The organism is Variovorax sp. AB1(2024), from assembly GCF_037482385.2.
GTDB lineage: Bacteria > Pseudomonadota > Gammaproteobacteria > Burkholderiales > Burkholderiaceae_C > Variovorax.
Genome location: NZ_JBBHKP020000001.1, coordinates 1,515,935 through 1,541,613 on the forward strand (window position 1 = coordinate 1,515,935; position 25,679 = coordinate 1,541,613).

The 25,679-nt window shown below is 70.0% G+C and carries 17 protein-coding genes; all 17 read left to right on the forward strand.

Annotated elements, in window-relative coordinates:
* The first annotated feature begins 162 nt into the window (after positions 1–162).
* A complete protein-coding gene (gene phnD, locus WIX39_RS07205) occupies positions 163–1,200 on the forward strand; it encodes a phosphate/phosphite/phosphonate ABC transporter substrate-binding protein (protein ID WP_409194751.1) in 1,038 nt (345 codons plus the stop codon).
* Positions 1,200–2,285, forward strand: coding sequence for a phosphate/phosphite/phosphonate ABC transporter substrate-binding protein (locus WIX39_RS07210; RefSeq protein WP_409194752.1), 1,086 nt, complete (start codon positions 1,200–1,202; stop codon positions 2,283–2,285). The genes phnD and WIX39_RS07210 overlap by 1 nt, the downstream gene beginning before the upstream one ends.
* 138 nt (positions 2,286–2,423) lie before the next feature.
* Positions 2,424–3,755, forward strand: a complete 1,332-nt coding sequence (tssK, locus tag WIX39_RS07215; RefSeq protein WP_409194753.1) for a type VI secretion system baseplate subunit TssK — start codon at positions 2,424–2,426, stop codon at positions 3,753–3,755.
* A gap of 46 nt (positions 3,756–3,801) precedes the next feature.
* Entirely contained in the window at positions 3,802–5,151 is a 1,350-nt protein-coding gene (locus tag WIX39_RS07220) for a DotU family type VI secretion system protein (protein ID WP_409194754.1), read from the forward strand.
* Entirely contained in the window at positions 5,148–8,750 is a 3,603-nt protein-coding gene (gene tssM / locus WIX39_RS07225) for a type VI secretion system membrane subunit TssM (protein WP_409194755.1), read from the forward strand. The genes WIX39_RS07220 and tssM overlap by 4 nt, the downstream gene beginning before the upstream one ends.
* Positions 8,747–9,388 carry a type VI secretion system-associated protein TagF gene (tagF, locus tag WIX39_RS07230; RefSeq protein ID WP_409194756.1) on the forward strand — a complete coding sequence of 214 codons (642 nt, stop codon included), beginning with the start codon at positions 8,747–8,749 and terminating at the stop codon, positions 9,386–9,388. Before tssM ends, tagF begins: the two co-directional genes overlap by 4 nt.
* Positions 9,389–9,985: 597 nt before the next feature.
* Positions 9,986–11,905 carry a protein kinase domain-containing protein gene (locus WIX39_RS07235; protein WP_409194757.1) on the forward strand — a complete coding sequence of 640 codons (1,920 nt, stop codon included), beginning with the start codon at positions 9,986–9,988 and terminating at the stop codon, positions 11,903–11,905.
* 60 nt (positions 11,906–11,965) lie between these two features.
* Complete coding sequence (gene mltA, locus WIX39_RS07240) at positions 11,966–13,558, forward strand: murein transglycosylase A (RefSeq protein WP_409194758.1); 1,593 nt, start codon at positions 11,966–11,968, stop codon at positions 13,556–13,558.
* Between the two features lie 36 nt (positions 13,559–13,594).
* Complete coding sequence (locus WIX39_RS07245; protein ID WP_081271178.1) at positions 13,595–14,344, forward strand: hypothetical protein; 750 nt, start codon at positions 13,595–13,597, stop codon at positions 14,342–14,344.
* A gap of 27 nt (positions 14,345–14,371) precedes the next feature.
* Positions 14,372–15,526 (forward strand): hypothetical protein, encoded by a 1,155-nt coding sequence (locus WIX39_RS07250; protein WP_106935911.1) that lies wholly within the window; start codon positions 14,372–14,374, stop codon positions 15,524–15,526.
* A gap of 281 nt (positions 15,527–15,807) precedes the next feature.
* Positions 15,808–17,811, forward strand: a complete 2,004-nt coding sequence (locus tag WIX39_RS07255) for a caspase family protein (RefSeq protein ID WP_409194759.1) — start codon at positions 15,808–15,810, stop codon at positions 17,809–17,811.
* Positions 17,812–17,850: 39 nt separating this feature from the next.
* Positions 17,851–18,408 carry a type VI secretion system tube protein Hcp gene (locus WIX39_RS07260; protein ID WP_081271176.1) on the forward strand — a complete coding sequence of 186 codons (558 nt, stop codon included), beginning with the start codon at positions 17,851–17,853 and terminating at the stop codon, positions 18,406–18,408.
* A gap of 28 nt (positions 18,409–18,436) precedes the next feature.
* Complete coding sequence (locus tag WIX39_RS07265) at positions 18,437–19,258, forward strand: type VI secretion system accessory protein TagJ (RefSeq protein ID WP_081271175.1); 822 nt, start codon at positions 18,437–18,439, stop codon at positions 19,256–19,258.
* Positions 19,251–19,766 carry a type VI secretion system baseplate subunit TssE gene (gene tssE / locus WIX39_RS07270; protein WP_409194760.1) on the forward strand — a complete coding sequence of 172 codons (516 nt, stop codon included), beginning with the start codon at positions 19,251–19,253 and terminating at the stop codon, positions 19,764–19,766. Before WIX39_RS07265 ends, tssE begins: the two co-directional genes overlap by 8 nt.
* A gap of 8 nt (positions 19,767–19,774) precedes the next feature.
* A complete protein-coding gene (gene tssF / locus WIX39_RS07275) occupies positions 19,775–21,667 on the forward strand; it encodes a type VI secretion system baseplate subunit TssF (RefSeq protein WP_409194761.1) in 1,893 nt (630 codons plus the stop codon).
* Positions 21,664–22,692, forward strand: coding sequence for a type VI secretion system baseplate subunit TssG (gene tssG / locus WIX39_RS07280; protein ID WP_409194762.1), 1,029 nt, complete (start codon positions 21,664–21,666; stop codon positions 22,690–22,692). The genes tssF and tssG overlap by 4 nt, the downstream gene beginning before the upstream one ends.
* 39 nt (positions 22,693–22,731) lie before the next feature.
* Positions 22,732–25,407, forward strand: coding sequence for a type VI secretion system ATPase TssH (gene tssH / locus WIX39_RS07285; RefSeq protein WP_081271171.1), 2,676 nt, complete (start codon positions 22,732–22,734; stop codon positions 25,405–25,407).
* The last annotated feature ends 272 nt before the right edge of the window (positions 25,408–25,679 follow it).

The window sequence follows — 25,679 nt, forward strand, 5'->3', positions numbered from 1 at the left end:
AAGGCTTCGGACGCATGGAGGCCCGAGCTTAGGGGCGCCGGAGCGAACAGGGAAGCAGGAAAAACATCACGAAAACTACGCGCAATTGCTATTTAATGGCGTCCGCACAGCCCGTGTCAGACCCGCCGCCCGTCGGCGAACCCCATGCCATCCGGTCAAAAAATGCTGGTTTCATTGCGCCTCACTGCCCTGTTTCCAGCTGCCCTGCGCGCGGCGGCGATGGGCTTGCTCGTCGGCCTCGCGCCGTTGCTGGCCTGCGCCCAGGGCACCGCGCGCGAGCCGCCGGTGCGCTTCGGCATCCTGCCGCTGGGCGGCGCCTTCGAGTCGCGCAGCGACTGGGATCCGCTGCTGGCCGAGCTCAGCCGCGCCATCGACCGGCCGGTGAGCGTGCTGTCCGTCAACTCGTACGAGGCGCTGGAGCAGGCCATCCGGCGCGACGAGGTCGACATGGCCTTCCTGTCCGGCAAGATGGCGCTGGACGCCGTCACCCAGCGCCGCATGAAGGTGGTGGCGCAGGTGGTGCGGCACGACGGCCTGCCCGGCTACCGCGCGCTGCTGCTGGCGCGCAAGGTGCCGCCCTTCAATTCGCTCAAAGACCTGCTGGCCCAGCCCGAGCGCTGGCGGCTGGCGCGCGGCGAGAAGCAGTCGGTGTCGGGCTTCATCGTGCCGCAGCTGCAGCTCTTCCTGCCGAACCACATCGCGATGGAGACGCGCTTCCTCAGCGAGACCGTCGGCACCCACCAGGCCACCGCGCTGGCCGTGGCCAACAGCGAGGCCGACGTGGCCACCAACAACACGGCCGACTTCGAGCGCTTCAAGCAGCGCTTTCCGGCCGAAGCGGAACGGCTGCAGGTGCTGTGGCAGTCGGACCTCATTCCGCACGCGCAGATCGTGGTGCGGCGCGAATACCCGCCCGAGCTGCGCAAGCGCGTGCAGGTGTTCCTGACCGCCTACGGCCGCGCCAAGGGCCCGCGCGGCGACGCCGAGCGGCTGGTGCTCAAGTCGCTGCACGACCTGGCCGGCTTCCTGCCGGCCGACAACAGCTCGCTGGAGCCGGCCGCCAGGCTGGCCTGGCAACTGGCGCGGCAGAATGCCATGACCGCGCAGTGGGTCAACGACGCCGCGCGCGAAGCCCGCCTGCAGCGCATCGACAGCAGCTACGCCGAGCAGGTCGGCGTGCTCAAGGACGTGTCTCCCTGATGGCCCGCGCCGCCGCCCGACTGCTTGCCGCGACGCTGCTTTGCGCCGCGTCGGCCGCGATGCTGGCCGCGCCCGCCACGGCCGCCGCGCAGGGCGCCAATGCGGCGGCGCCGGCGCCCGCGCCCGCGCCCGCCAGGGGCGCGACCGGCGTGCCAGAGGTGGTGCGCGCGGTGCGCTTCGGCGTGCTGCCGCTGGGCGGCACCGTCGAGTCGCGGGCGCTGTGGACGCCGCTGATGGCCGACATGAGCCGCGCGCTCGGCGTCCCGGTCAGCTCGTACTCGGTGCCGTCTTACGAGGAACTCGACCGCGCCATCGGCCGCGACGAGATCGACATGGCCTTCCTGTCGGCCAAGATGGCGCTCGACGCCGTGATGCAGCGGCGCATGAAGGTGGTGGCGCAGATTGCCAAGCAGCCCGGAAACCCCCAGCACCGCGCGGTGCTGCTGATGCGCAAGGCCGGCCCTCTCAACACGCTGGCCGGCCTGCTCGCCGAGCCGCAGCGCTGGCGGCTCGCGCGCGGCGACAGCCGCTCGGTCACGGGCTTCATCGTGCCGCAGAGCCAGTTCTTCCTGCCGAACAACATCCAGATGGAAACCCGCTTCCTCAGCGAGTTCGTCGGCACCCACCAGGCCACCGCGCTCGCCGTGGCCAACGGCGACGCCGACGTGGCCACCAACAACACCACCGACTTCGAACGCTTCAGGCAGCAGTTCCCTATCGAGGCCGAGCGGCTGCAGGTGGTGTGGGAGTCGGAGCCGCCGCCGGGCGCGCCGATGGTGGTGCGGCGCAGCTACCCGCCCGAGTTCCAGGCGCGGCTGCAGAACTTCCTGACCGGCTACGGCAAGGCCAGGGGCCCGCGCGGCGACGCCGAGCGCGAGGTGCTGAAGAACCTGCGCGCGGGCTACGGCTACGTCGAGGCCGACGACAGCGCGCTGCTGCCCGAAGCCCGGCTGGAGTACCAGCTGGGCAGGCAGCGCGCCATGGCCGCTTCGTGGGTCAACGAGGCCGCGCGCGAACAGCGGCTGCAGCGCATCGAGAAGACCTACGCGGAGCAGGTCGAGGCATTGCGCGCGCCGAACCGCTGACGCCTCGCGGCGGTCCCTAGTCCCTTCGCCGTACCACCAAACCCCCGCGCCTAGGCCTTAAGGCGGATTTGCCCGCCGCGTCGCGCGCCTGAAACTCCGTGCTTCTTTTCCGGCACCCTTGCCGTTGACGGAGCGTGGATGAGCTGGCGAACAAAAGTGGTGTGGAGCGAGGGGATGCTGCTGCAGCCTCAGCACCTGCAGCAAAGCGAGCGCCATGCCGACCATGCGCGGCATGTGCTGCTGCGCGCGACCACGCCCTATGCCTGGGGCTTTGCCGAACTCGAGATCGATGCCGCCGCGCTCACGCTCGGCAAGCTCGCGCTGGTGCGGGCGGTGGGCGTGTTCGGCGACGGCACCGTGTTCGACATGCCGGCGGTCGACCCGCTGCCCGAGCCCATCGACATTCCCGCCGGCATGCGCGACGAGGCCGTGGTGCTCGCGCTGCCGCTGCGCCGCGCCAGCGCGCGCGAGGCCGACGCGGAAGACTACGAGGAGCTGGTGCGCCACCGCGTGCTCGAGTCGGAGGTGCCCGACTCCAACACCGCCGGCGAGCGCACCGCCATGCTGCAGCTGGGCCAGCTCCACACGCGGCTGATGCGCGCCGGCGAGGCGACCGACGCCTGGACCACGCTCGGCATCGCCCGCGTGCAGGAGCGCCGCGTCGACAACCAGGTGCTGCTGGACCGCGCGATGCTGCCGCCGCTGCTCGACGTGGCGGGCCATTCGGTGATCCGCGCCTGGCTCGACGAGCTGCTGGGCCTGCTGCGCCAGCGCGGCGAGGCGCTTGCCGGCCGCATGACGCAGGGCGGCACCGGCGGCGTGGCCGAGATCGCCGACTTCATGCTGCTGCAGGCCGTCAACCGCAACGAGGCGGTGTTCGCGCACCTGGCCAGAAGCGCGATGCTGCATCCGCAGCATTTCTTCGAGCATGCGCTCGGGCTGGCCGGCGACCTGGCGAGCTTTCGGGATTCACGCCGCGTGGCGCGCTTCGGGCCCTACATCCACGACGACCTCGCGACGAGCTTCCGCCCGCTCATGGACGACCTGCGCCGCAGCCTGTCGATGGTGCTGGAGCAGTCGGCGATCCGCATCGAACTGCACGACCGCAAGCACGGCGTGCGCGTGGCGATGGTGACGGACGTGGAACTGCAGCGCAAGGCGACCTTCGTGCTCGCGGTGAACGCGAACATGCCCAGCGAGGCGCTGCGCGCGCGCTTTCCCACGCAGGTCAAGATCGGCCCGGTGGAGCGCATCCGCGACCTCGTGAACCTGGCGCTGCCGGGCGTCACGCTCACGCCGATGCCGGTCGCGCCGCGGCAGATTCCGTTCCACACGGGCGCCAACTACTTCGAGCTCGAAACACGCAACAGCGACCTGTGGCGCCAGCTCGAGCAGTCGGGCGGCATCGCGATGCACATCGCGGGCGACTTCCCCGGCCTCGACCTTGCCTTCTGGGCGATACGAGCATGACCCCCAGTCTTCGCGCACTTATTGGCACCGTCAGCGTGGAGCCATCATGAGCACACCTCCCGATCCTTTTGCCGCTTTCGAATCCGAACGCACGGTCATCAAGCCCAAGCCGCGCACGCCGGGCGGTGCGCCGCCTGCGCCTGCACCGGCGCCGTTCTTCGGCGGTGCCGATCCGACGCCGGCCGCCGACGTCGGCGAGCTCGGCCTGCTCAACCCGCTGGTGTCGGCCGCCGGCAAGCTGCTGGTGCTGATAGGCAAGCTGCGCAACCTGGCGCAGCCGCCCAACGTGCCGGCCCTGCGCGCCTCCACCGCGGACGCGGTGAACCAGTTCGACGCCAATGCGCGCCGCGCCGGCGTGAGCAACGAATCGGTGCTCGCCGCGCGCTACGTGCTGTGCACCGCGCTCGACGAAGCGGTGGCCAACACGCCCTGGGGCGTGCAGGCCGGCTGGAACAAGCAGAGCCTGCTGGTGCAGTTCCACAACGAGACCTGGGGCGGCGAGAAGGTGTTCCAGCTGCTCGCCAAGCTCGCGCAGGACGTGCCCACGCACCGCCAGTTGCTGGAGCTGATCTACAGCGTGCTCGCGCTCGGCTTCGAGGGCCGCTACCGCGTGGTCGACAACGGCCGCGCGCAGCTCGACTCGGTGCGCCAGCGCCTGGCCGACCTGATCGCCAAGGACCGCCCCGCCGTGGAGCCCGAGCTTTCTCCGCACTGGCGCGGGCAGGGCGCGGGCGCGGTGCGGCTGCGCGAGTCGCTGCCGCTGTGGGTGTTCGCGGCCGGCTTCGCGCTGCTGCTGGCGCTCGCGTGGTTCGCGCTGCGGCTCACGCTCAACTACCGCTCCGACACCACCTATGCCGCAGTCTCGAGCCTGCGCGCGCCCAACATCCAGATCGCGCCGCCGGCCCTGCCGGCGAAGACGCCGCGCCTCGCGCGCTTCCTGGAGCCGGAGATCAAGCAGGGCCTGGTCACCGTGACCGACGAAGCCGACCGCAGCGTGGTGCGCCTGCGCGGTGATTCCTTCTTCGGCTCCGGCAGCGCCGAGCCGATGGCGCAGTCGCTGCCGGTGCTGCGCCGCATCGGGCAGGCGCTGGCCGAGGTGAAGGGCGAGGTGCTGATCACCGGCCACTCCGACAACCAGCCGATCCGCTCGCTGCGCTATCCGTCCAACTGGCACCTGTCGGCCGCGCGTGCCGACGCGGTGAAGGGCGCGCTGAGCACGCTGGTCGAGCCCGCGCGCATGCGCTCCGACGGCAAGGCCGATGCCGAGCCCGTGGCCGCCAACGACACGCCCGCCAACCGCGCGCGCAACCGCCGCGTCGACATCGTGCTGCTGACCGAACCCGACCGGCTCGCCGCCGCCACATCGGCTGCTCCCGTTCCAGGAGCGACGAAATGATCAAGAAAATCTTCGGCTTCCTGTTCAGCCCGCTGCTGCTGACGCTGCTTGCGCTCATCGTCGTCGCGCTGCTGGTCTGGTGGATCGGCCCGCTGGTGAAGATCGGTTCGCTCGCGCCGCTCGAAGGCGAGATGACGCGCGCCATCGTCATCGGCGTCATCGTGCTCGTCGTGGTGCTGCGCGCGCTGTACCGCCGCTGGCGCGCCCGCCGCGCGAGCCGCCACCTGACCGACGGCCTCATGAAGGCGCCCGCCGCCAGGGCCGATGCCCCGGTCAACGGCGAGCAGAAGATCCTCGACACGCGATTCAGCGAGGCCGTCGCCACGCTCAAGCAGATGCGCCTGCATGCGGCCGGCAAGAAACCCGGCTGGCGCGACTGGCTCTCCATCTCGGGCGGCAGCTACCTGTACGACCTGCCTTGGTACGTGTTCATCGGCGCGCCCGGTGCCGGCAAGACCACCGCGCTGGTCAACTCCGGCCTGAGCTTCCCGCTGGCCGAGAAGTTCGGCCCCGGCGCCATTCGCGGCGTGGGCGGCACGCGCAACTGCGACTGGTGGTTCACCGACGAAGCGGTGCTCATCGACACCGCCGGGCGCTACACCACGCAGGACAGCCACCAGTCCGAAGACAAGAGCGCATGGGAAGGCTTCCTGGGCCTGCTGAAGAAGGCGCGCCCGCGCCGGCCGCTGAACGGCGTGTTCCTGACCGTGAGCGTGGCCGACCTGCTGAGCCAGGGGCCGGAGGCGCGCAGCCAGCTCGCGGCGTCGATCCGCGCGCGGCTGCTCGAACTCGACAGCAAGCTCACCACGCGGCTGCCGGTGTACGTGCTCGTCACCAAGAGCGACCTGCTCTACGGCTTCACCGACTACTTCGACGACCTGGGCAAGGAGCAGCGTGCGCAGGTCTTCGGCTTCACGCTGCCGGCCGACGAGAACCTGCAGGTCGAGGAGAAGGGGCTCTCCACGGCCTTCAACCGCGAATTCGCATTGCTGCACAACCGCGTGAACGACGGCCTCATCGCGCGCATGCAGCGCGAGACCGACGGCACGCGCCGCGCGGCGATCTTCGGCTTCCCTGCCCAGTTCGGCTCCGTCGGCCCGCTGCTGTCCGACCTGCTGGAGCAGGTGTTCACCGGTTCGCGCTTCGCGCAGCCGCCGTGGGTGCGCGGCGTGTACTTCACCAGCGGCACGCAGGAAGGCAGCCCGATCGACCGCGTGATGGGCAGCCTGGCGCGCAGCTTCGGCATCGAGCGCGCGATGCTCGCACCGCAGAAGAGCAGCGGGCGCAGCTACTTCCTCACCTCGCTGCTGCGCGAGGTGGTGTTCCCCGAGCAGCGCCTGGCCGGTGCCGACGTGAAGCTGGAGCGCCGCCGCCACACGCTGCGCGTGATCGGCGTGACGGCGATGGCGCTGGTCACCGTCGGCCTGCTCGCGGCCTGGGGCTACAGCACGCTGCAGAACATGAACTACCTGAAGTCGGTCGAGGCCCGCGTCGAGCCCGCCCGGCAGAACCTGGCTGCGCTGCCCGCGCGGGTGCAGAACCTGGTGGAAGTCGCGCCCGTGCTGCAGGGCCTGCGCGACATCTGGAAGACGCCCGACAACCACGACGGCAACGAGCCGCTGTCGATGACGCTGGGCCTCTACCAGGGCGACAAGCTCGACGCCGCCGCCATGCTCACGCACCAGCGCGCGCTCAACGACGCCTTCCTGCCGCAGATCGCCAAGCGCATCGAAGACCAGCTGCGCACCGCGCAGAAAGACAACCTCGAGTACACCTACGAGGCGCTCAAGAGCTACCTGATGCTCTACCAGCCCGAGCACTTCGACCCCGAGGCACTGAAGGCCTGGATCACGCTCGACTGGTCGCGCAACCTCGACCGCGGCATTCCCGAAGACCAGCGCAAGGCGCTCGAAGACCAGCTCGACGTGCTGATCGCGCAAGGCCCGCCGCGCTCGCCGCTGAAGATGGACGAGAACCTGGTGCGCAGCGTGCGCGCGGTGCTCGCGAGCTACCCGCTGGAGCAGCGCGTGTTCAGCCGCCTGAAGCGCCAGCGCGCCACCAAGGACATCCCGGCCTTCAGCGTGGCGGCCGCCACCGGTCCCTCGGGCCCGCTGGTGTTCGAGCGCATCAGCGGCAAGCCGCTGACCGATGGCGTGCCGGGCATGTTCACCTACGACGGCTATCACAAGCGCTTCCAGAACGAGGTGACCGTGCTCACCGGCCTGCTCGCCAACGAAGACCCGTGGGTGCTGGGGCAGGACCGCAACGCCGCCGACCGCCTGCGCGACGTGACCGCGCTCGGCGCGCTGACCGACCGCGTGCGCCGCCTGTACCTGGAGGAATACGTGAAGCAGTGGGAGGCACTGCTGGCCGACGTGCGGCTGATCCGCGCCACCGGCCTGGAGAAGAACATCGAGACCGCGCGCATTCTCTCGGGCGTCGATTCGCCGCTCGCGAACTTCCTGCGCGCGGTGGTCAGGCAGACCACGCTGATCCCGACGGCCGACGCCAACAAGGACGTGGTCAGCAAGGCGACCGAGACCGTGCGCAACACGCGCAAGGGCCTGGAAGACCTGTTCGGCAGCGACCCCGGCCGACAGGTGGCGCCGGGCAAGCGCATCGAGAGCATCGTGGACGACCGCTTCGAGCCGCTGCGCCGTCTCGTCACCGCCGGCGGCCCCAACCAGCCGGCGCCCATCGACGATGCGCTCAAGCTCTTCAACGAGGTGTACGTGTACCTCAACGCGGTCGACACTGCCGTAAAGGGCCGCACCTCGCCGCCGCCCGGCGACGTGGCGGGCAAGCTCAAGTCGGACGCGGGCCGGCTGCCCGAGCCCGTGCGCTCGATGGTCGAGAACCTGAGCCAGTCCGGCGCCGCGCAGGCCCAGGTGGCCGAGCGCGGCAACCTGAGCCAGGACCTGCGCCCCGTGGCCGAGTTCTGCGCGCGCGCCATCGCGGGCCGCTACCCGTTCGTGGGCAACAGCAAGCGCGACGTGCTGCCCGAAGACTTCGGCCAGATGTTCGGCCCCGGCGGCCTGATGGACGACTTCTTCCAGAAGCGCCTGGCCGCGCTGGTCGACACCAGCACCCGCCCCTGGCGCTACAAGCCCGTGGCCGAGCGCGGCGCCATCACCACGCAGGCGCTCGCGCAGTTCGAACGCGCGGCGCGCATCAAGGACATCTTCTTCCGCGGCGGCGGCCGCGGCCCGTCGATGCGGCTGGACTTCAAGCCGGTGGAGATGGACGCGGGCATCACCCAGTTCATCCTCGACGTGGACGGCCAGCTCGTGAAGTACGCGCACGGCCCCGTGGTGCCGATGGCGGTGCAGTGGCCGGGGCCGAAGGGCAGCAACCAGGTGCGCATCCAGGTGAGCCCGCCTTCGACCACGGGCAGCTCTGGCGCTGCCGTGGATGGGCCCTGGGCGCTGTTCCGTGCGCTCGACGACGGGCAGCTCGAGGCGGGCGATGCGCCGGAGAAGTTCTTCATCACCTTCCAGATCGGCGCGCGCAAGACGCGGTTCGAGGTGACGACCAACAGCGTGCAGCATCCGATCCGGTTGCGCGAGCTGCGGGAGTTTTCCTGTCCGGAGGGGCTGTGAACGCAGCGTCTTCTTCTTCCATTTTTGCCTCGGCGGAGTTGCCGGGGTGGTTCGGCAAGTTGCCGGGGATGGGGGACTTCGCGCATCGCCGGCTGCCCGAAGCGTTCCGTTCCGTGTGGGACCAGTGGCTGCAGCGCGGGCTGGCGCGGTTGAAAGACCGGCATGCCGATTGGGTAGAGCGGTATCTGGAGGCGCCCATATGGTGCTTTGCGCTGGGCCCCGGGGTCGCCGGCGAGCGGGCGTGGATGGGGGTGCTGATGCCTTCGGTGGACGGGGTGGGGCGGTACTTTCCTTTCACGCTGGCGGTGGAACTGGATGCGTCTTGCGGGACCGAGCTTCGCGGCGAGGCGTTGATTGCCGCGCTGCAGTGGTGGATTCGGGCTACGCAGGCTGCGCTCGAAGGGCTTGAGGGGGATCTGGATGCGCTGCGGTTCGATGCTGTGCTGCAGCGGCTCTTTCTTGCTGCCGGCGAGGCTGGGCGCGAGGTGCGTGTGGAGGTGCTTGAGCTTCCGATGGAGAGGGCTTCTCTTTGGCTTGGTGATCCTGCTGGTGAAGCTGGGGTTCGGATGGTTTGCGAGGGGCTGCCTGTTGATGAAAAGTTCGATGGGCTTTTTCTTGGCTTTGCGCAGGAGGAGTGAGATGAAGGCCGCTCTTCGTCTTGTGTTCCGGGGCCGGGTCTCGCCCCGGCGGGCGACCTACTTTTCTTTGCTTCGCCAAAGAAACGTAGGCAAAAGAAAGGCGACCCTGCTGTCTGCGTCCCTTCGCTTCGCTACGGGCAACCTGCGGTGCTCGACTACGGCGGGGGTCCGCAGAACTCGCTTCGCTCAAACAGCTGCGGCCCTGATCCCGCCTATGTCTGCGCTCCTCGGCGCAGCCAGAAGGGATTTGTATACCAAACGCGCCATCGCTGCGCTCGGCGCGGTGGCGCAGCCGCGCAGCGGCTGTGCCACATGGGGCCGAGCGAAGCAAAGGCCTGTGTTGTCTCCACCTCCCCTCTGGCTGCGCCGAGGAGCGGAGCGTTTCGCGGATCAGGGCCGCAGCTGTTTGAGCGAAGCGAGTTCTGCGGACCCCGCGAAACGCGAGCACCGCAGGTTGCCCCGTAGCGCAGCGAAGGGGTCGCAGACAGTGGGGTCGCCTTTTCTTTGCTTACTTTCTTTTGGCGAAGCAAAAGAAAGTGAGTCGCCCGCCGGGGCGAGACCCGGCCCCGGAAAGCAATTCATCAAAGGAGCCAGTCAATGACCGACTCCCCAAACCAAGACGACCGCACCCGAGTAGTCCCAAGGTCAACAACGACCGCAGACTCGGCAGCCACAGTCATCACAGCAGCAGCAGCCCAGCCGGTCACCAGCCCCGCCACGGGCAGCACCGACGCCGGCCTCCTGCCAGTAGGCAGCCGCCTGGCCGAATTCGAAGTCACCCGAGTCATAGGCCAGGGCGGCTTCGGCGTGGTCTACGAAGCCTGGGACCACACCCTCGAACGCGTAGTGGCCATCAAGGAGTACCTCCCCACCTCGTTGTCCACGAGACAGCAGGACGGCACCGTGGTCCCCCTGTCCGAAAGACACAGGGAAACCTTCGACCTCGGCATGCGCAGCTTCATCAACGAAGCCCGCCTGCTCGCCCAGTTCGACCACCCGTCGCTGCTCAAGGTCTACCGCTTCTGGCAAGAAAAAGGCACCACCTACATGGTCATGCCCTTCTACAGGGGCGATACGCTGAGAGAGGCTTTGGTAGCCATCCCCGCGGGCGTGGACGAGGCATGGCTGATCCGCATCATGGACGGCGTCACGCAGGCGCTGGCGGTGATGCACGGCGCCAACTGCTATCACCGCGATATCGCGCCCGACAACATCATCCTGCTCGAAGGCTCCGGCCGGCCGGTGGTGCTGGACTTCGGCGCCGCGCGCCGCGTGATCACCGACAAGACGCAGGCGATCACCGTCATCCTCAAGCCCGGCTATGCGCCCATCGAGCAGTACGCGGAGATGCCCGACATGTCGCAGGGCGCGTGGACCGACGTCTATGCGCTCGCGGCGGTGATGCACGTGGCGGTGTGCGGGCGCGCGCCGCCGCCTTCGGTGGCGCGCCTGCTGTCGGACAGCTACGTGCCGCTCGCGGGCAACGACATCCTGCGCCAGCGCTACAGCCTGCGGCTGCTGGAGGCCATCGACGCGGGCCTGGGCGTGCGGCCCGAGCAGCGGCCGCAGTCGATGGCGGAGCTGCGCGCGGCGCTCGATCTCGATGCGGGCAACACCGTCGCGCCCGTGCCGCGCACGCAGCCGCCGCGTGTTCAAGGAGCCGGCGGCAATGCTGCCGGCGCGGACGCGGCGACCGTCATCGTGGGCAGCGGGAAAGCCACAGGCAAGCCGGTCAACGCGAAGACGCCGTCTCCTGCGCCCTCTGCGCCCGCCGGCCGGAAGACCATCACTGCGATCGCCTCGGCCGTCGCCCTCGCGGCCTTGGCCGGGGGCGGCTGGTGGTTCCTGCAGGGCCGCACGGGTGGCGGCACGGAGGCCGGCACGAACGGCAAGCAGGCCGCCGTCGCGCCGGCACCCGCGCCGCCGCCCGACACCAAGGTCGCCGAGGCACCGCCGCCCCCTGCGCCGCCGCCGCCTCCCGCGCCCGCGCCGGCGCCGGCGCCGCGCACGCCGCTCGAATCGCTGCAGTCGCTCGCCGCCGGCGCGGCACCGGGCTTCGACGTGACCGCCGCGCCGAAGAAGCCCGAGGTCACCGTCGGCAAGGACCGGCTCGCGTTCGAGGTCCGCAGCAAGCGCGAGGGCTTCGTCTACGTGTTCCTGCTGTCCAGCGGCGGCGAGATGTTCCTGCTGTTCCCGAACCTGCTCGACAAGTACAACAAGATCAGCGCCGGCGGTTCGCTCGCGCTGCCGCGCGCCTCGTGGCCGATGGACGCGGGCGGCCCGCCCGGTACCGACCAGTTCGCGGTGCTGGTGAGCGAGCACGAGCGCGATTTCAGTGCCGCCGGCGTGCAGAACGACGGCGTGTTCCCGGTGTTCCCGTTGCCGGTGTTGGCCGCGCTCGAAGCCACGCGCGGCACCGGTCCTTCGCCGTTGCTGGGCAAGCCGGTGTGCGCGCCCGGCAGCGCGCCGTGCAACGACGTCTATGGCGTCGCGAATTTCAAAATCGTCGAGAAGTAATCGTCTGCAGAGCGCCGGCCCTCTGCGCGAGGGCTCCCTTTTCCGGACCAGGAGACCTCCATGCACCCCTCACTGCCGTCACGCCCGACCCCCGGCTTCACCGCCACGCTCCTGCGCTGGGCCGCCGCTGCCGCCGTCGCTTCGCTGGCCGGCTGTGCCGCGCCGCCACCGGCACAGACCGATACCGCGGTTGCCACGCCCGACACCGCCGCTGCCACGCGCCCGCCGCCGCCGACCGGCGCCAGCGTGGCCGGCCACGCACGCACCTTCTCGACCCAACTCGCCACCTACACATCGGTCGGCTTCGACGCGGTGCCGGGCTGGTCGCGCGACGACTTCTCCGAAAGCTGGCCCGCCTTCCTCGGCAGCTGCAAGGTGCTGACGGGGCGCGGCGCCGAATGGAAGGAGGTGTGCGCGCGCGCGCTCAAGGTCGACGGCAGGAACAACAACGCCATCCGCGGCTTCTTCGAAGGCGAGTTCTCGGCCTACCAGATCCGCGACGACGACCGCCGCCCCGACGGCGTGGTCACCGGCTACTTCGAGCCCGAGATCGCGGGCAGCCGGCAGTACGGCGCGCCCTTCATCTACCCGGTCTACGGCCAGCCCGAGGACATGCTGTTCGCAGATGCCCGCAAGCTGCCCCCGGGCAACGGCACGGTGGCCGCGCGCGTGGACGGGCGCAACGTGGTGGTGCAGACCGGCCTGAGCACGCGCGACATGGGCGCGCCGGGCCTCTATGCGCTCGACCTGTCGGCCGTCTCGCGCGACACCATCGACCGCAAGGTGCGGCTGCGCATCGAGGGCAAGCAGCTGCTGCCTTACTACACGCGCGAGGAGATCGAGACCAAGGGCGCGCCCAACGCCAAGGTGCTGGCCTTCGTGAGCAGCGCCAGCGCGCTGTACGAGATGCAGATCCAGGGCTCGGGCCGCATCAAGCTGCCCAGCGGCGAGCTGATCCGCGTGGCCTACGCCGAGCAGAACGGCCAGCCCTTCCGCCCGACGCTGGCGCAGGCCGCCAACGGCAAGCCGCGCAGCCCGGTGAAGGTGCGCGGCTCTTCCATCGAGCTGCAGCTGGACGACGGCGACGACGACGATGTGGGCGCGGTCGACAACAGCACCATCCGCACGCGCGGTTTCACGCTCGCGCGGCCGGTGGCCAGCGGCGCGGTGGTGGTGCCGGGGCGGCGCGCGGCCGGCGCGGTCGCGGGCTCGGGCATCAAGGACCCGAGCTATGTGTTCTTCAAGGAAGCCACCTCGCCGGTCGGCGGGCCGGTGGGCGCGTTCGGCGTGCCGCTGTCGGCGGGGCGTTCCATCGCGGTCGATCCGCGCAGCACGCCGCTGGGCTACCCGGTGTTCGTCTCCACGCGCACGCCGGGCAGCGGCGCGCCGATGCAGCGCCTGACCATCGCGCAGGACACCGGCGGCGCCATTCGCGGCGCGGTGCGCGCCGACTACTTCTTCGGCAACGGCCAGCAGGCCGCGACCAACGCGCGCCGCATGAAGGAGCGCGGGCAGCTGTGGATCCTGTTGCCGCGCGGCCTGGCGGTGGCGCAGGCCGCCACCTCGTCGGCCATCCGCACGCGCGGCGGGCCGGTGGGCGCGAACCTGCCGCAGTGCCTGGTGCCGTCGGAAGGCAGCTGCGTGGACGACTAGTCATGTCTGCCCCCCGGTTTTTCACTCGCTGAGCTCATGCAGGAAACCCTGTCGTCTTCGGAAAGCTCTGAACTCGTCCGCCTCTGGCGGCGCAGGCAGACGCTGTCCGCGAACGACATGGGCGCCATGTACCGCATCGTGGGCGAGGCGCTCTCGGCATGCAACCCGCCCGAGCTGCAGGTGCTGGGCGAGGGGCGGCAGGAGCTGGTGGCGCAGTTCATCTACGTCAAGGTGCTGCGGCTCGATGCCGACCCCGGCGACTCGGAAGAGCGCGCGAGCCACAGCGCGCCGTCGACCGCATTCGCGCTGTGCGCGTACTTCCGCCGCTACCTGATCGACTGCACTCGCGCCAGCGCATTCCGCCGCAAGCTGTCCATCGGCGAGCAGATCACCGAGGCGCAGCTGGAAGACGAAGTGGGCGCGGGCGAAGACCTCGAAGGCTGCCTCGCGGAGCACGGCCTGAGCGCGCACGCGGTGCAGCTGGCCGCGCGCGCCTTCATCGCCGAGCTGCCCGAGCCCGAACGCATCCTGCTGTGCGAGGGCTTCGGCAAGGAGGCCGACGGTGGGCTGTCGGGCATTGCCTCGCGCCATGCCATCGCGTCTTACCACTACCGCGCGGGCCGGCTGGGCCTGGTGCACAAGCGCGAGGGCATGACCGCCGACTACGCGAAGACCCGGCTCGGAGGCTGGCTGCAGCAGACGCTGGGCATCGCCATCGAGCCCGGCAACATGGACGCGATCCTGCAGGTTTTCAAAATCCTCGGTGCTGAAGCGTCTTACGCCTGAAGACATAGCCATTCAGGAACAGACGCCATGCCCACCGAACTCTGGCCCCCGCTCAGCGTGATCCGCAACGCGCTCGAAACCGGCTCGGCCGTGCCCGAGGACGGCGCGGATGAGGAGCCCGGCCTCGCGGTCGTGGCCATGCCGGGTGCGACGCCCGGAGCGAGGCGCGAACCCGCGCGCGTGCCCGCCATGTCCAGCCTGCTGCTGCCGCTGGCCGAACTGGCACGGCGCCGCGAGGCGGTGGCGCAGCGCGCGTTTCCGGCGCGCTGGGCGCCGGGCCGGCTCGTGAGCGTGCTGCATGAGGGGCGGCTGCTCGGCGTGCTGCTGGACCGCTGCATCCACGGGGACCTCTGGCAGGGCTGGATGGCCGCGGGCGAGGCCGACTGGGCCAGCGCGTTCGACGTGCTGCTGGAGCCGGGGGACGAGCCTTTCGAGCCGATGTTCGGCGTGATCCAGGCCTGGAACGTGCTCACGCTCGAGCCCAGCCCGCGGCTGTGCGCGCGCGTGCTCGGCGAGGTGTCGGCCACGCGGCTCGCGGCGATCCGCGCGGTGCACGACGAGTGGGCCGCGCAAGCGGCGTCGCCCATCGCGCCGGAGCCGGGGCGCATCGCGCTGCGCAGCGTGGGGGGCGGCGCGTTCCCGGTGCTGTCGGGCACGCCGCTCGGGCCGCAGGATCCGCGCGCCGACTACCAGTCGCTGTACCGCAATGCGGGGCTGCAGCTGGCCCGCGCGCTGGTGCAGCCGGAAGAAGCGGAGGCACCGCGCGCGCGGCCACAGGCGCGGCCCGAGCGGCCCGAAGGCGGCTGGTGGGGCAGCATCCGCCGCTGGTTCGGCGCCGAAGGCTGGGTGCGCCCGGCCTTCGCCGTGCTGGCGCTGTGCGTGGTGATCCAGAACGTCGGCCTGCTCGGCGGGCGCGACGCGGCGGAGGAAGACGACGTGCGCTTTCGCGCGGTGCCCACGGCGCCCGCGCCGGTGCGCGCCGACCTCCTGGTGCGCTGGAAAGAGGGCGTGCGCATGGACGAAGCCGACCGGCTGCTGCAGTCGATCTCCGCCGACGTGGTGGGCGGGCCGGGCGGCAACGGCGCGTGGCGGCTGCGCGTGCCGGAACCGGTGGATGCGCTGGCGGTGCTGGCGGCGTCGCCGCTGGTCGAATCGGCCGGGCCGGCGCAGGAGCGGCAATGACACCGCGCCGCACGCATTGGTCTTTCTCCCTCCCCTTCCGGGGGAGGGCAGGGGAGGGGGCAGGCGGCGTATCCAACGGGCGCTCTGCCCGCCCCCATCCCAGCCTTCCCCCAGAGGGGGAAGGAGCAAGGCAACTCGAATCGGGTTTCTCCCTCCCCTTCCGGGGGAGGGCAGGGGTGGGGGCACGCGGCGTATCCAGGGGGCGCTCTGCCCGCCCCCAACCCGGCCTTCCCCCGGAAGGGGAAGGAGCAAGGCAACTGCGCTGGCTGCAGGCACTGCTGGTGCTTTGGCTGCTCCTCTGCGGCAGCCTCGCCTTCGCCACCCAGCGCGCCTTGCTCGTCGGAGTCTCCGAACTCGTCAACCAGCCGCAGGCCCTGTGGCTGCAGGCGCCGCGCAACGACGTGATGCTCATGCGCGACGCGCTGCTCAGGCAGGGCTTCGGCGCGGCCGACATCACCGTGCTGGCAGACGGCGTGAGCGGTGCTGCCTTGCCCGACTCGCAGGCCATTCACGATGCGCTCGCGCGGCTGCTCGCGCAGTCGAGGAGCGGCGACTTTGTGTTGCTGTATTTCTCCGGCCACGGCACCCGCCTGCGCGACGTGGCCAAGCGCTACCAGGAGCCCGACGGCCTGTCCGAGAACTTCCTCGCGCGCGACGTGCGCGGCACGCTCGGCAGCGACAGCACGTTGACCGGCGACCTGCGCGATGCCGACTTCGACGGCTGGATCCAGGCCTTCCTCGCGAAGAACGTCTTCATCGCCTCGGTGTTCGACACCTGCGCCGCCAACTCGATGACGCGCGGCACCGCCGATGCGCCGGCCACGGCCGAAGGCCCGGCCGACGACGAGGTGCGCTGGCGCGGCCTGCGCGCGACGCAGCTTGCGGGGGGCAATGCGCCCGTGCGCTCCGGCATGGCCGCACCCGCTCCGGCCGACGCCGTGCCGCGTGCCCGCTATGTCGCCTTCTTCGCGTCCGAGAGCCACCAGATCACGCCCGAACTGCGCCTGCCTCGCAAGGCACGCAACGCTCGCGATTCGCGCGACGCCCGGCCGCAGGGCCTGCTGACCTGGGCCCTGGTGGAGGCGCTGTCGCGCAAGCCCGCCACATGGCGCGAACTGTTCGACGGCGTGCTCGCGCTCTATCCACCGGTCATCGATGAACTCGCGCAGCGCTTTCCCACGCGCGAGCTGCCGTCACCGGTAGCCGAAGGCAACCTCGATGCGCCGCTGTTCGCCAACAGCGGCGCGCCCGCATCCACGCGGCCCGTGTGGCGCGCACAGCGCACCGGCGACAGCCTGGCCGTGAAGGCCGGCCTGCTCGACGGCCTCGTGCCGCAGCAGGAGGTGCGTGTGCTCGCGACGCTGGAGGACGGCACCGTGCGCGGCGCGCCCGCAACACTTGCGCAGGTCGCACCCGGCGGCGCGGGGCTTGCCGTGCCCGCTGCGCTGAAGGATGTGTCGGGCGCGGCCTTCTGGAGCATCACGCCGGTCGGCGAACCGGCCGCGACTGCCCTGCGCGTGCGCGCCGACAAGCCCTTGCCCGCCGGCCTGAGCCTGGACTACCCCGCCGCGATCCGCCCGGCCGACGACGCATCGCCCGCCGACGTGCGCTGGACCGACCTCGGCCCCTCGGGCCAGCGCATCGAACTGCTGGCACCGCTGTTCGGCGCCACGCTCTCCACCGTCGTGCTGCCCGACACCGCCGCGCTGCGCCGCCGCCTGCAGTCGCTGGCGCAGCTCAAGTGGCTTGCCCGGCTGCAGGACTACGGCAAGGACGGCCGGCTCGACGGCTTCGACGCCACGCTCGAAGTCTGGAGCGGCGACCGGCTGCTGCGCAGCGCTTCCGTTGACGAGGCCTCGGGTGCGCTGCCCGCGCTGCGACCCGGCGAGCGCCTGCGGCTGAACGTACGCAACACCAGCGGCCGTTCGATCGACCTGGTCGTCGCCGGCATCGACGGCCGCGGCAACCTGCAGCCGGTGTACCCCGACGCCTCGGGCGAGACCAACCGCTTCAAGCGCGGCACGCCGGAGCAGCCCTCGGCCCGCCGCTTCGACCTGCCCTGGCTCGATGCGCCGGGCGATGCGCGCCTGCTCGTCATGGCCGTGCCCGCCGCGCCCTACAGCGCGCCGCGCCTGTTCGGCGTGGCGTCGGCGCAGGCGGAACTGTCGGAAGTGCGCGTGCGCGGCGGCCAGCCGCCGGCCGGCAGCGGCGAACGCGAGCGGCAGGTGTTCGCGGCCCTGCTGCGCAGGAACGGCGGCGCGCCCGCCGACGGAGCCCGGCCGTGACGCCGGTTCGAATTTTTTTCCAAAGCACCCGGAGGTGACATGGCATTTGCAGAAGACGGCTCCTGGAGCCCTGAAGACGCCCGGCGGTTCTACGAACTGATCGGCACCGGCTCGGCCGACACCGACCTGGTCATGATGATCGAGAACAAGGGCGCGGCGGTCGAGGGCGAACTCGAGCGCGCCTTCGACGACGGCAAGGCGCGGCTGAACATCGGCGGCTACTACTGGTCGGTGCAGGTGCCCGAGTCCTCGGCGCAGAACCAGGTGGTGCCCAACAACCTGATCGTCGCGCGCCGCAGCGACGCGGCCACCGCCACCATCGCGAGCCTGCTGCGCGCGCAGGAGAAAGACCTGAAGGTCGTCATCAGCGTCTTCAAGTCCGGTGGCGACCAGCGCTCGACCGAGGCGCAGGCCACCTTCGAACTGGCGCTGGAGAACGCGCGCATCTGCCGGCTGGTGCTGAACTCCGGCGCGCAGTGGGGCGTGCCCTCGGAGCTGATCTCCATCAGCTACCGCACGGCCAAGGTCAAGTCGGCGCCGCAGAAGACCACCGGTGCGCGCGGCGCGGTGCGCGAATGCCAGTTCACGCGCGCATGAGCGCGCACACGCCACAGGAGCCGCATACATGACGACCGCCGCCGAACTCATCAAGGCCGCAGACCCCGCGGCCGCCCTCAAGGCCCTGAGCGACGACGTGCGCGCCAGGCCCGCCGACAGCAAGCACCGCGTGTTCATGGCGCAGCTGCTGTGCGTGCTGGGCCAGTGGGAGCGCGCGCTGAATCAGCTCACCGTGGCCGCCGAACTCGACGCGCTGGCCGTGCCCATGAAGCAGGTCTACGGCGACGCCGTGCGATGCGAAGGCCTGCGCGCCGACGTGTTCGCGGGCAAGCGCACGCCGATGATCTTCGGCCAGCCCGACGAATGGCTGGCGCTGCTCATCGAGTCGCTGCTGCGGCAGGGCCGCGGCGAAAGCGATCTGGCCGAGGACCTGCGCCAGCGCGCCTTCGACGGCGCGCCCGCCATCGGCGGCACCATCGACGGCACGCCCTTCGAATGGCTGGCCGACGCCGACATGCGACTGGGCCCGGTGCTCGAAGCCTTCGTCAACGGCAAGTACTACTGGGTTCCGTATGCGCGCCTTGCGCACATCAGGATCGAGCCTCCGGAAGACCTGCGCGACTGCGTATGGATGCCCGCGCACCTGCAGTTCGAGAACGGCGGCGAAACGCTCGCGCTGATTCCCACGCGCTACGAAGGCACCGAGAAGACCGAGGACGGCGAGCTGCTGCTTGCGCGCAAGACCGAGTGGCGCGAGCTGCGGCCCGAGGTGTGGGCCGGCCACGGCCAGCGCGTGCTGGGCAGCAGCGACGGCAGCGAGCGTGCGCTGATGGACGTGCGCGAAATCCTCTTCACGCCGGCTGCCGGACAAGGCGACGCCGATGGCTGAGCTCACCGCGCAGGAGCGGCTGCAGCCCTCGCTGCTCGACCGCCTCGTCGACCATGCGCCCGACGAGAAGAAGGAGAGCGACGAGAAGCGCACCCTCACCAAGCAGGCGCTGCGGCAGGCCGTGCTGCGCGACCTGGGCTGGCTCTTCAACGCCACCGGCTACGGCCTCTCGATGGACGACAGGCAGTACCCGAACGCGGCACGCTCGGTCATCAATTACGGATTGCCTATGCTGTCTGGCCAGTTCACCTCGTCGGTGCAGCGTGTCAGCATGGAACAGGCTTTGAAGAACGCAATCCTGCAGTTCGAGCCGCGCATTTTGTCCCGCACTCTCGAAGTTGAACTCGTCATGGAAGGCCCCGCACTGGACTCCCACAACAGCATCGGCCTGCAGATACGCGGCATGCTGTGGGCACAGCCCGTACCGCTGGAGTTCCTGATGCGAAGCCGCGTCGACCTGGAAGAAGGACGCATCGAGATCGTGGACATGGCGCAAAACCCAAGGTAAGTCCGCACATGGACCCTCGGCTGCTGAGCCTGTATGAACAGGAGCTGCGCTACTTCCGCGAGAGCGCCTCGGAGTTCGCGCGCGCATTCCCGAAGATCGCGCACCGCCTGGGCATCGAGGGGCAGGAGGTGGCCGACCCGTACGTGGAGCGGCTCATCGAGGCCACCGCATTCCTGTCGGCGCGCGTGGGGCTGAAGCTCGATGCCGAGTACCCGCGCTTCACCGGCCACCTGCTCGACATCGTCTATCCGCACTTTCTTGCGCCCACGCCGGCGATGGTGGTCGTGTCTTTCGTGCCCGACCCCGACGACGCGAACCTTGCGAACGGCCCCACATTGCCGCGCGGCAGCGGGCTGCGTGCGCGGCAGGCCGTGGGGCAGAACACGCACTGCGAGTTCCGCACCGCGAGCGCGCTGCGCGTGTGGCCGGTGGAGGTGCAGCGTGCGCAGTACTTCACCTATGCGCCCGACCTGCCGCTGAACACGCATCCGCAGTCGCGCGCCATTCGCGGCGGCCTGCGCATCGCGCTGCATGCGACGGCGGGGCTCCGCTTCGACCAGATCGCGCTCGACGAACTGGTGCTGCATTTCAGCGGCGCGGAAGACGTGGCCTGGCAACTGCACGAATGCGCGCTGGGCCAGCCGGTCGGCGTGCTGGTGCGACCGCTGTCGCCGTCCGGTGCGTTGCAGGGCACGGCGCACAGCCTGCCGGCCAGCGCCATCGGCGCGGTCGGCTTCGAGGAAGACGAGGCACTGCTGCCCGTCACGGCCACCGGCTTTTCGGGCTTTCGACTGCTGCAGGAGTACTTTGCGTTTCCGCAGCGCTTCCAGTTCGCGCGCATCGGCGGCCTGAAGGACGTGCTGGCCGCGATGCCGGTGGCCGACGTGGAAATCGTGCTGCTGTTCTCGCGCGGCGATGCGGCGCTGGAGAAGCTGGTGAGCGCCGACAACGTGCAGCTGCACTGCGTGCCCGCCATCAACCTGTTCACCAAGCGGCTCGACCGCGTGGCCCTGAACGAGGGCGTGAGCCAGTTCCACCTGGTGCCCGACCGCACGCGGCCGCAGGACTTCGAGGTGCACACCGTGACCGAAGTCATCGGCCACGGCGCGCCCGGCGCCGAAGCCGTGGCGGCCGAGCAGCCTTTCAGGCCGTTCTACTCGGCCTTCCACGGCAGCCGGCTCAGCCACCCCGCCTACTTCACGACCACGCGCGAGCCGCGCATGCTGTCGGTGCGGCAGCGCACCGAAGGCAACCGCAGCAGCCACATCGGTTCCGAGGTCTACATGCAGATCGTCGATCCGCAGCAGGCGCCGTACTCGGCCGCGCTGCGCCAGCTCGCGGTGACGGCGCTGTGCACCAACCGCGACCTGCCCCTGCTGATGCCGCTGGGCCGCGACAACGATTTCGACTGCGTCGATTCATTCCCCGTGCAGCGCGTGCGCATGGTGCGCGGACCCTCGCGGCCGGTGTCGCCGGTGGTGAGCCAGGGGCTGGGCTGGCGCGTGGTCGACCACCTTGCGATCAACTACCTGTCGCTGTCCGACAGCACGCCCGAGCAGGGCGCCGCCGCGCTGCGCGAAACGCTGATGCTCTATGCGGTGCATGCCGACGAGATGCGCCAGGGCCAGGTGCGCGGGCTGCTGTCGGTGAAGAGCAAGCCGGTGGCACGGCGCCTGCCGTTGAAGGGGCCGATCGCCTTCGGCCGCGGGCTGGAGGTGACGCTCGAGGTCGACAAGGACGCCTTCCACGGCCACAGCGTGTTCCTGTTCGGTGCCGTGCTCGCACGCTTTCTGGCGCGCCATGTGGAGGTCAATCACTTCGTCGAGACCGTGCTGCGCATCGCGGGCAAGGGCGAGACCATGCGTTGGAGGCCGCTGTGCGGGACGCGACAGATCCTGTGAGCACGCGCGTCGATGCCGCGCTGCGCGAGTGGTCGGCCGAGCCGTGGGCCTTCGACTACTTCGCCGTGATGCGTCGGCTGGAATCGGTCGCCAGGACCACGCCGCGCTGGGGCCGCGCACTGCTGCCCGGCGCGGAGCCGGTGCGCGTGGGGCAGGAGCCCTCGCTGTCGTTCGCGCCGGCGAGCTTCAGCCGCTTCGAGCCCGCGACCGCGCATTCGCCGCCGCGCCTGCGCCAGCAGTTCTTCGGCTATATCGGGCCCAACGGGCCGCTGCCGGTGCACCTGAGCGACTTCATCCGCGAGCGCAGCCTGAACCACGGCGACCCGACATGGCTGGCGTTCCTCGACAGCTTTTCGCACCGCTTCTCGCTGCACTTCTATCGCGCATGGGCGCAGTCGCGGCCCGCCGTGGCGCTGGACCGCCCGGGTGAAGACCGCTTCCGGCTGCAGGTGGGCGCGCTGGTCGGCATCGGCACGCCGGGGCGCGTGGGGCGCGACGAGATTCACGACGACGCGCGGCTGCACTTTTCGGGCTGGCTTTCGCGGCGCGTGCACAACGTGGAGAGCGTGGAGTCGGTGCTGTGCAGCTACTTCGGCGTGCCGGTGAAGCTGGAGCGCTGGGTCGGCCACTGGATGAGCCTGCCGGCCGGAGAGCTCACGCGGCTGGGGCAGGGCGAGAGCTCGCGCTCGATGGGCATGGGCGCGATGCTGGGCACCCGCGCGTGGGACCGGCAGCATCGCGTGCGCCTGCACCTGGGCCCGCTCACGCTGGCGCAGTACCGCATGTTCCTGCCGACCGGCGATGCACGGCCGGTGCTGCAGCGCTGGATGCAGCAACTGCTCGGCGACGAGCTCGAGTGGGACGCCGAACTGGTGCTCGAGAAGCAGCAGGTGCCACCTACGCGGCTGGGCGGCGCCAAGGGCAACAGCCCGCGCCTGGGCTGGGTGTCGTGGCTCGGGCAGTCGGCCCGTTCAAGGAATGCGGCGGACGTGCGCATCGGCAGCAGCCAGCGCGTCTTTCAATAAACCCATCTTCATTCGTTCAGAAGAGATACGGAGTTCCCCATGAGTGAAATCAGCCGCACCGCGCTTTTCGGCAAGCTCAATTCGCTGGCGTACAAGGCCATCGAAGGCGCCACCGTGTTCTGCAAGATGCGCGGCAACCCGTACGTGGAGCTGGAGCACTGGTTCGCGCAGCTGCTGCAGGCGCAGGACTCCGACCTGCACCGCGTGATCCAGCACTACGGCCTGGACGTGTCGGTCATCGCCAAGGACATGACGGCCGCGCTCGACCGCCTGCCGCGCGGCGCCACCGCCATCAGCGATTTCTCCCCGCACATCGAGAACGCCATCGAGCGCGCGTGGACCTATGCCACCCTGCAGTTCGGCGAGGCGCAGGTGCGCACCGGCTACCTGCTGGTGGGCATGCTCAAGACGCAGAGCCTGCGCAACCCGCTGTTCGGCCTGTCGAAGCAGTTCGAGAAAGTGAAGGTCGAGGACCTGGCCGACAACTTCGCGAAGATCTGCGACGCATCGCCCGAGGCGCAGATGCGCGCGCAGGACGGCACCGGCATGGGCAGCGGCGCGCCGGGCGAAGATTCCGGCGCGATGGCGCCGGCCGCCATGGGCAAGGGCGACGCGCTGAAGAAGTTCGCGGTCGACCTGACCGAGAAGGCCAAGAAGGGCGAGATGGACCCGGTGACGGGCCGCGACGAAGAGATCCGCCAGATCGTCGACATCCTCATGCGCCGCCGCCAGAACAACCCGCTGCTCACCGGCGAGGCCGGCGTGGGCAAGACGGCGGTGGTCGAAGGCTTCGCGCAGCGCCTGGCGCGCGGCGACGTGCCGCCGCAGCTGAAGGACGTGAAGCTGCTCACGCTCGACATCGGCCTGCTGCAGGCCGGCGCGAGCATGAAGGGCGAGTTCGAGCAGCGGCTGCGCCAGGTGATCGACGAGGTGCAGAGCTCGCCCACGCCCATCATCCTGTTCATCGACGAGATTCACACGCTGGTGGGTGCCGGCGGCGCGGCCGGCACCGGCGATGCGGCCAACCTGCTGAAGCCCGCACTGGCGCGCGGCAACCTGCGCACCATCGGCGCCACCACCTGGGCCGAGTACAAGAAGTACATCGAGAAAGATCCGGCACTCACGCGGCGCTTCCAGGTGGTGCAGGTGCCCGAGCCCGACGAGACCAAGGCCATCCTCATGTTGCGCGGCGTGGCCAGCGTGCTGGAGAAGCATCACCGCGTGCAGCTGCTCGACGAAGCCATCGAGGCGGCGGTGAAGCTGAGCCACCGCTACATTCCCGCGCGCCAGTTGCCCGACAAGGCCGTGAGCCTGCTCGACACCGCCTGCGCGCGCGTGGCGGTGTCGCAGCACGCGACGCCGCCCGAGGTGGAAGACTGCATGCGCCGCATCGAGGGGCTCACGGTCGAGCAGGAGATCATCGGCCGCGAGGAGGCCATCGGCATCGATGTGACGAAGCGGGCGGCGCAGGTTGCCGCGCTGCTGGCCGAGTCGAAGGTGCAGCTCGATGCGCTGAACGCGCGCTGGCAGGAGGAGAAGGGGCTGGTCGATCGGCTGCTGGAGTTGCGTGCGAAGCTGCGGGCGGGCAACAAGCCGGTGGATGCGCCGGGCGCCGGGGGCGAGGACCGGGCGGCGCTGCTGGCGGAGCTGCACGAACTGCAAGCCAGGATTCAGGCGGTGCAGGGCGAGTCGCCGCTCATCCTGCCTTCGGTCGACGAACAGGCCGTGGCCTCCGTGGTGGCCGACTGGACCGGCATTCCAGTCGGCCGCATGGTCAAGAACGAAGTCGAGGCGGTGCTCAAGCTGGCCGACACGCTCAACCAGCGCGTCATCGGCCAGAAGCACGGGCTGGAGATGATCGCGCGCCGCATCCAGACCTCGCGCGCGCGGCTGGACAACCCGCAGAAGCCGATTGGCGTGTTCATGCTCTGCGGCACCTCGGGCGTGGGCAAGACCGAGACCGCGCTGGCGCTGGCCGAGGCGCTGTACGGCGGCGAACAGAACATCATCACCATCAACATGAGCGAGTTCCAGGAGGCGCACACAGTCTCCACGCTCAAGGGCGCGCCGCCGGGCTACGTGGGCTACGGCGAGGGCGGCATCCTGACCGAGGCGGTGCGCCGCCGGCCCTACAGCGTGGTGCTGCTCGACGAGGTGGAGAAGGCTCACCCCGACGTTCACGAGATCTTCTTCCAGGTGTTCGACAAGGGCTGGATGGAAGACGGCGAGGGCCGCATGATCGATTTCAAGAACACCATCATCCTGCTGACCACCAACGCCGGCAGCGAACTGGTGATGAGCATGTGCCGCGACCCTGAGTTGCTGCCGGACTCCAACGCGCTGGCAGATGCGCTGAAGGCGCCGCTGATGAAGGTGTTTCCGCCCGCGCTGCTGGGCCGCATCGTCACCATTCCCTATTACCCGCTGTCGCCGGACATGATGAAGAAGATCGTGCGGCTGCAGCTGGGCCGCATCAAGAAGCGCGTGGAAGCCAACCACGGCGTGCCCTTCGACTACAGCGACGCGGTGGTCGACCAGGTGGTGGCGCGTTGCCAGGACCCGGAGTCGGGCGGGCGGGTGATCGACGCGATCCTCACCAACACCGTTCTGCCGACGATCTCTGTCGAGTACCTGCAGCGGCTGGCTTCGGGTGGCGAGATCCGGCGGGTGGCGCTGGATGTGAAGGACGCTGACTTCACTTATGCCTTTGACTGAAATGACTGTCTGCTTTTCGGCTTCGGGTGTTGGTTGTTCGGGGCGCGCTCACGCCGACGGGGTACCTTGCTCCGCGAATGTCTTCCGGCCTGCGGCCTCCCCCTTTGTTTCGCTGCGCAAGGCACCCCGCCGGCGTGAGCGTTGTTCAGAGCACTGGTTGATCGAACGACACAACGGCAGCGCTCGTTGTGCACAGGGCACCGGGTGCTCCCCGCAGCGAAATAAAGGAGGAGGGCGAAGCCCGGGGGACATTCGCGGAGGGGAGCACCCGG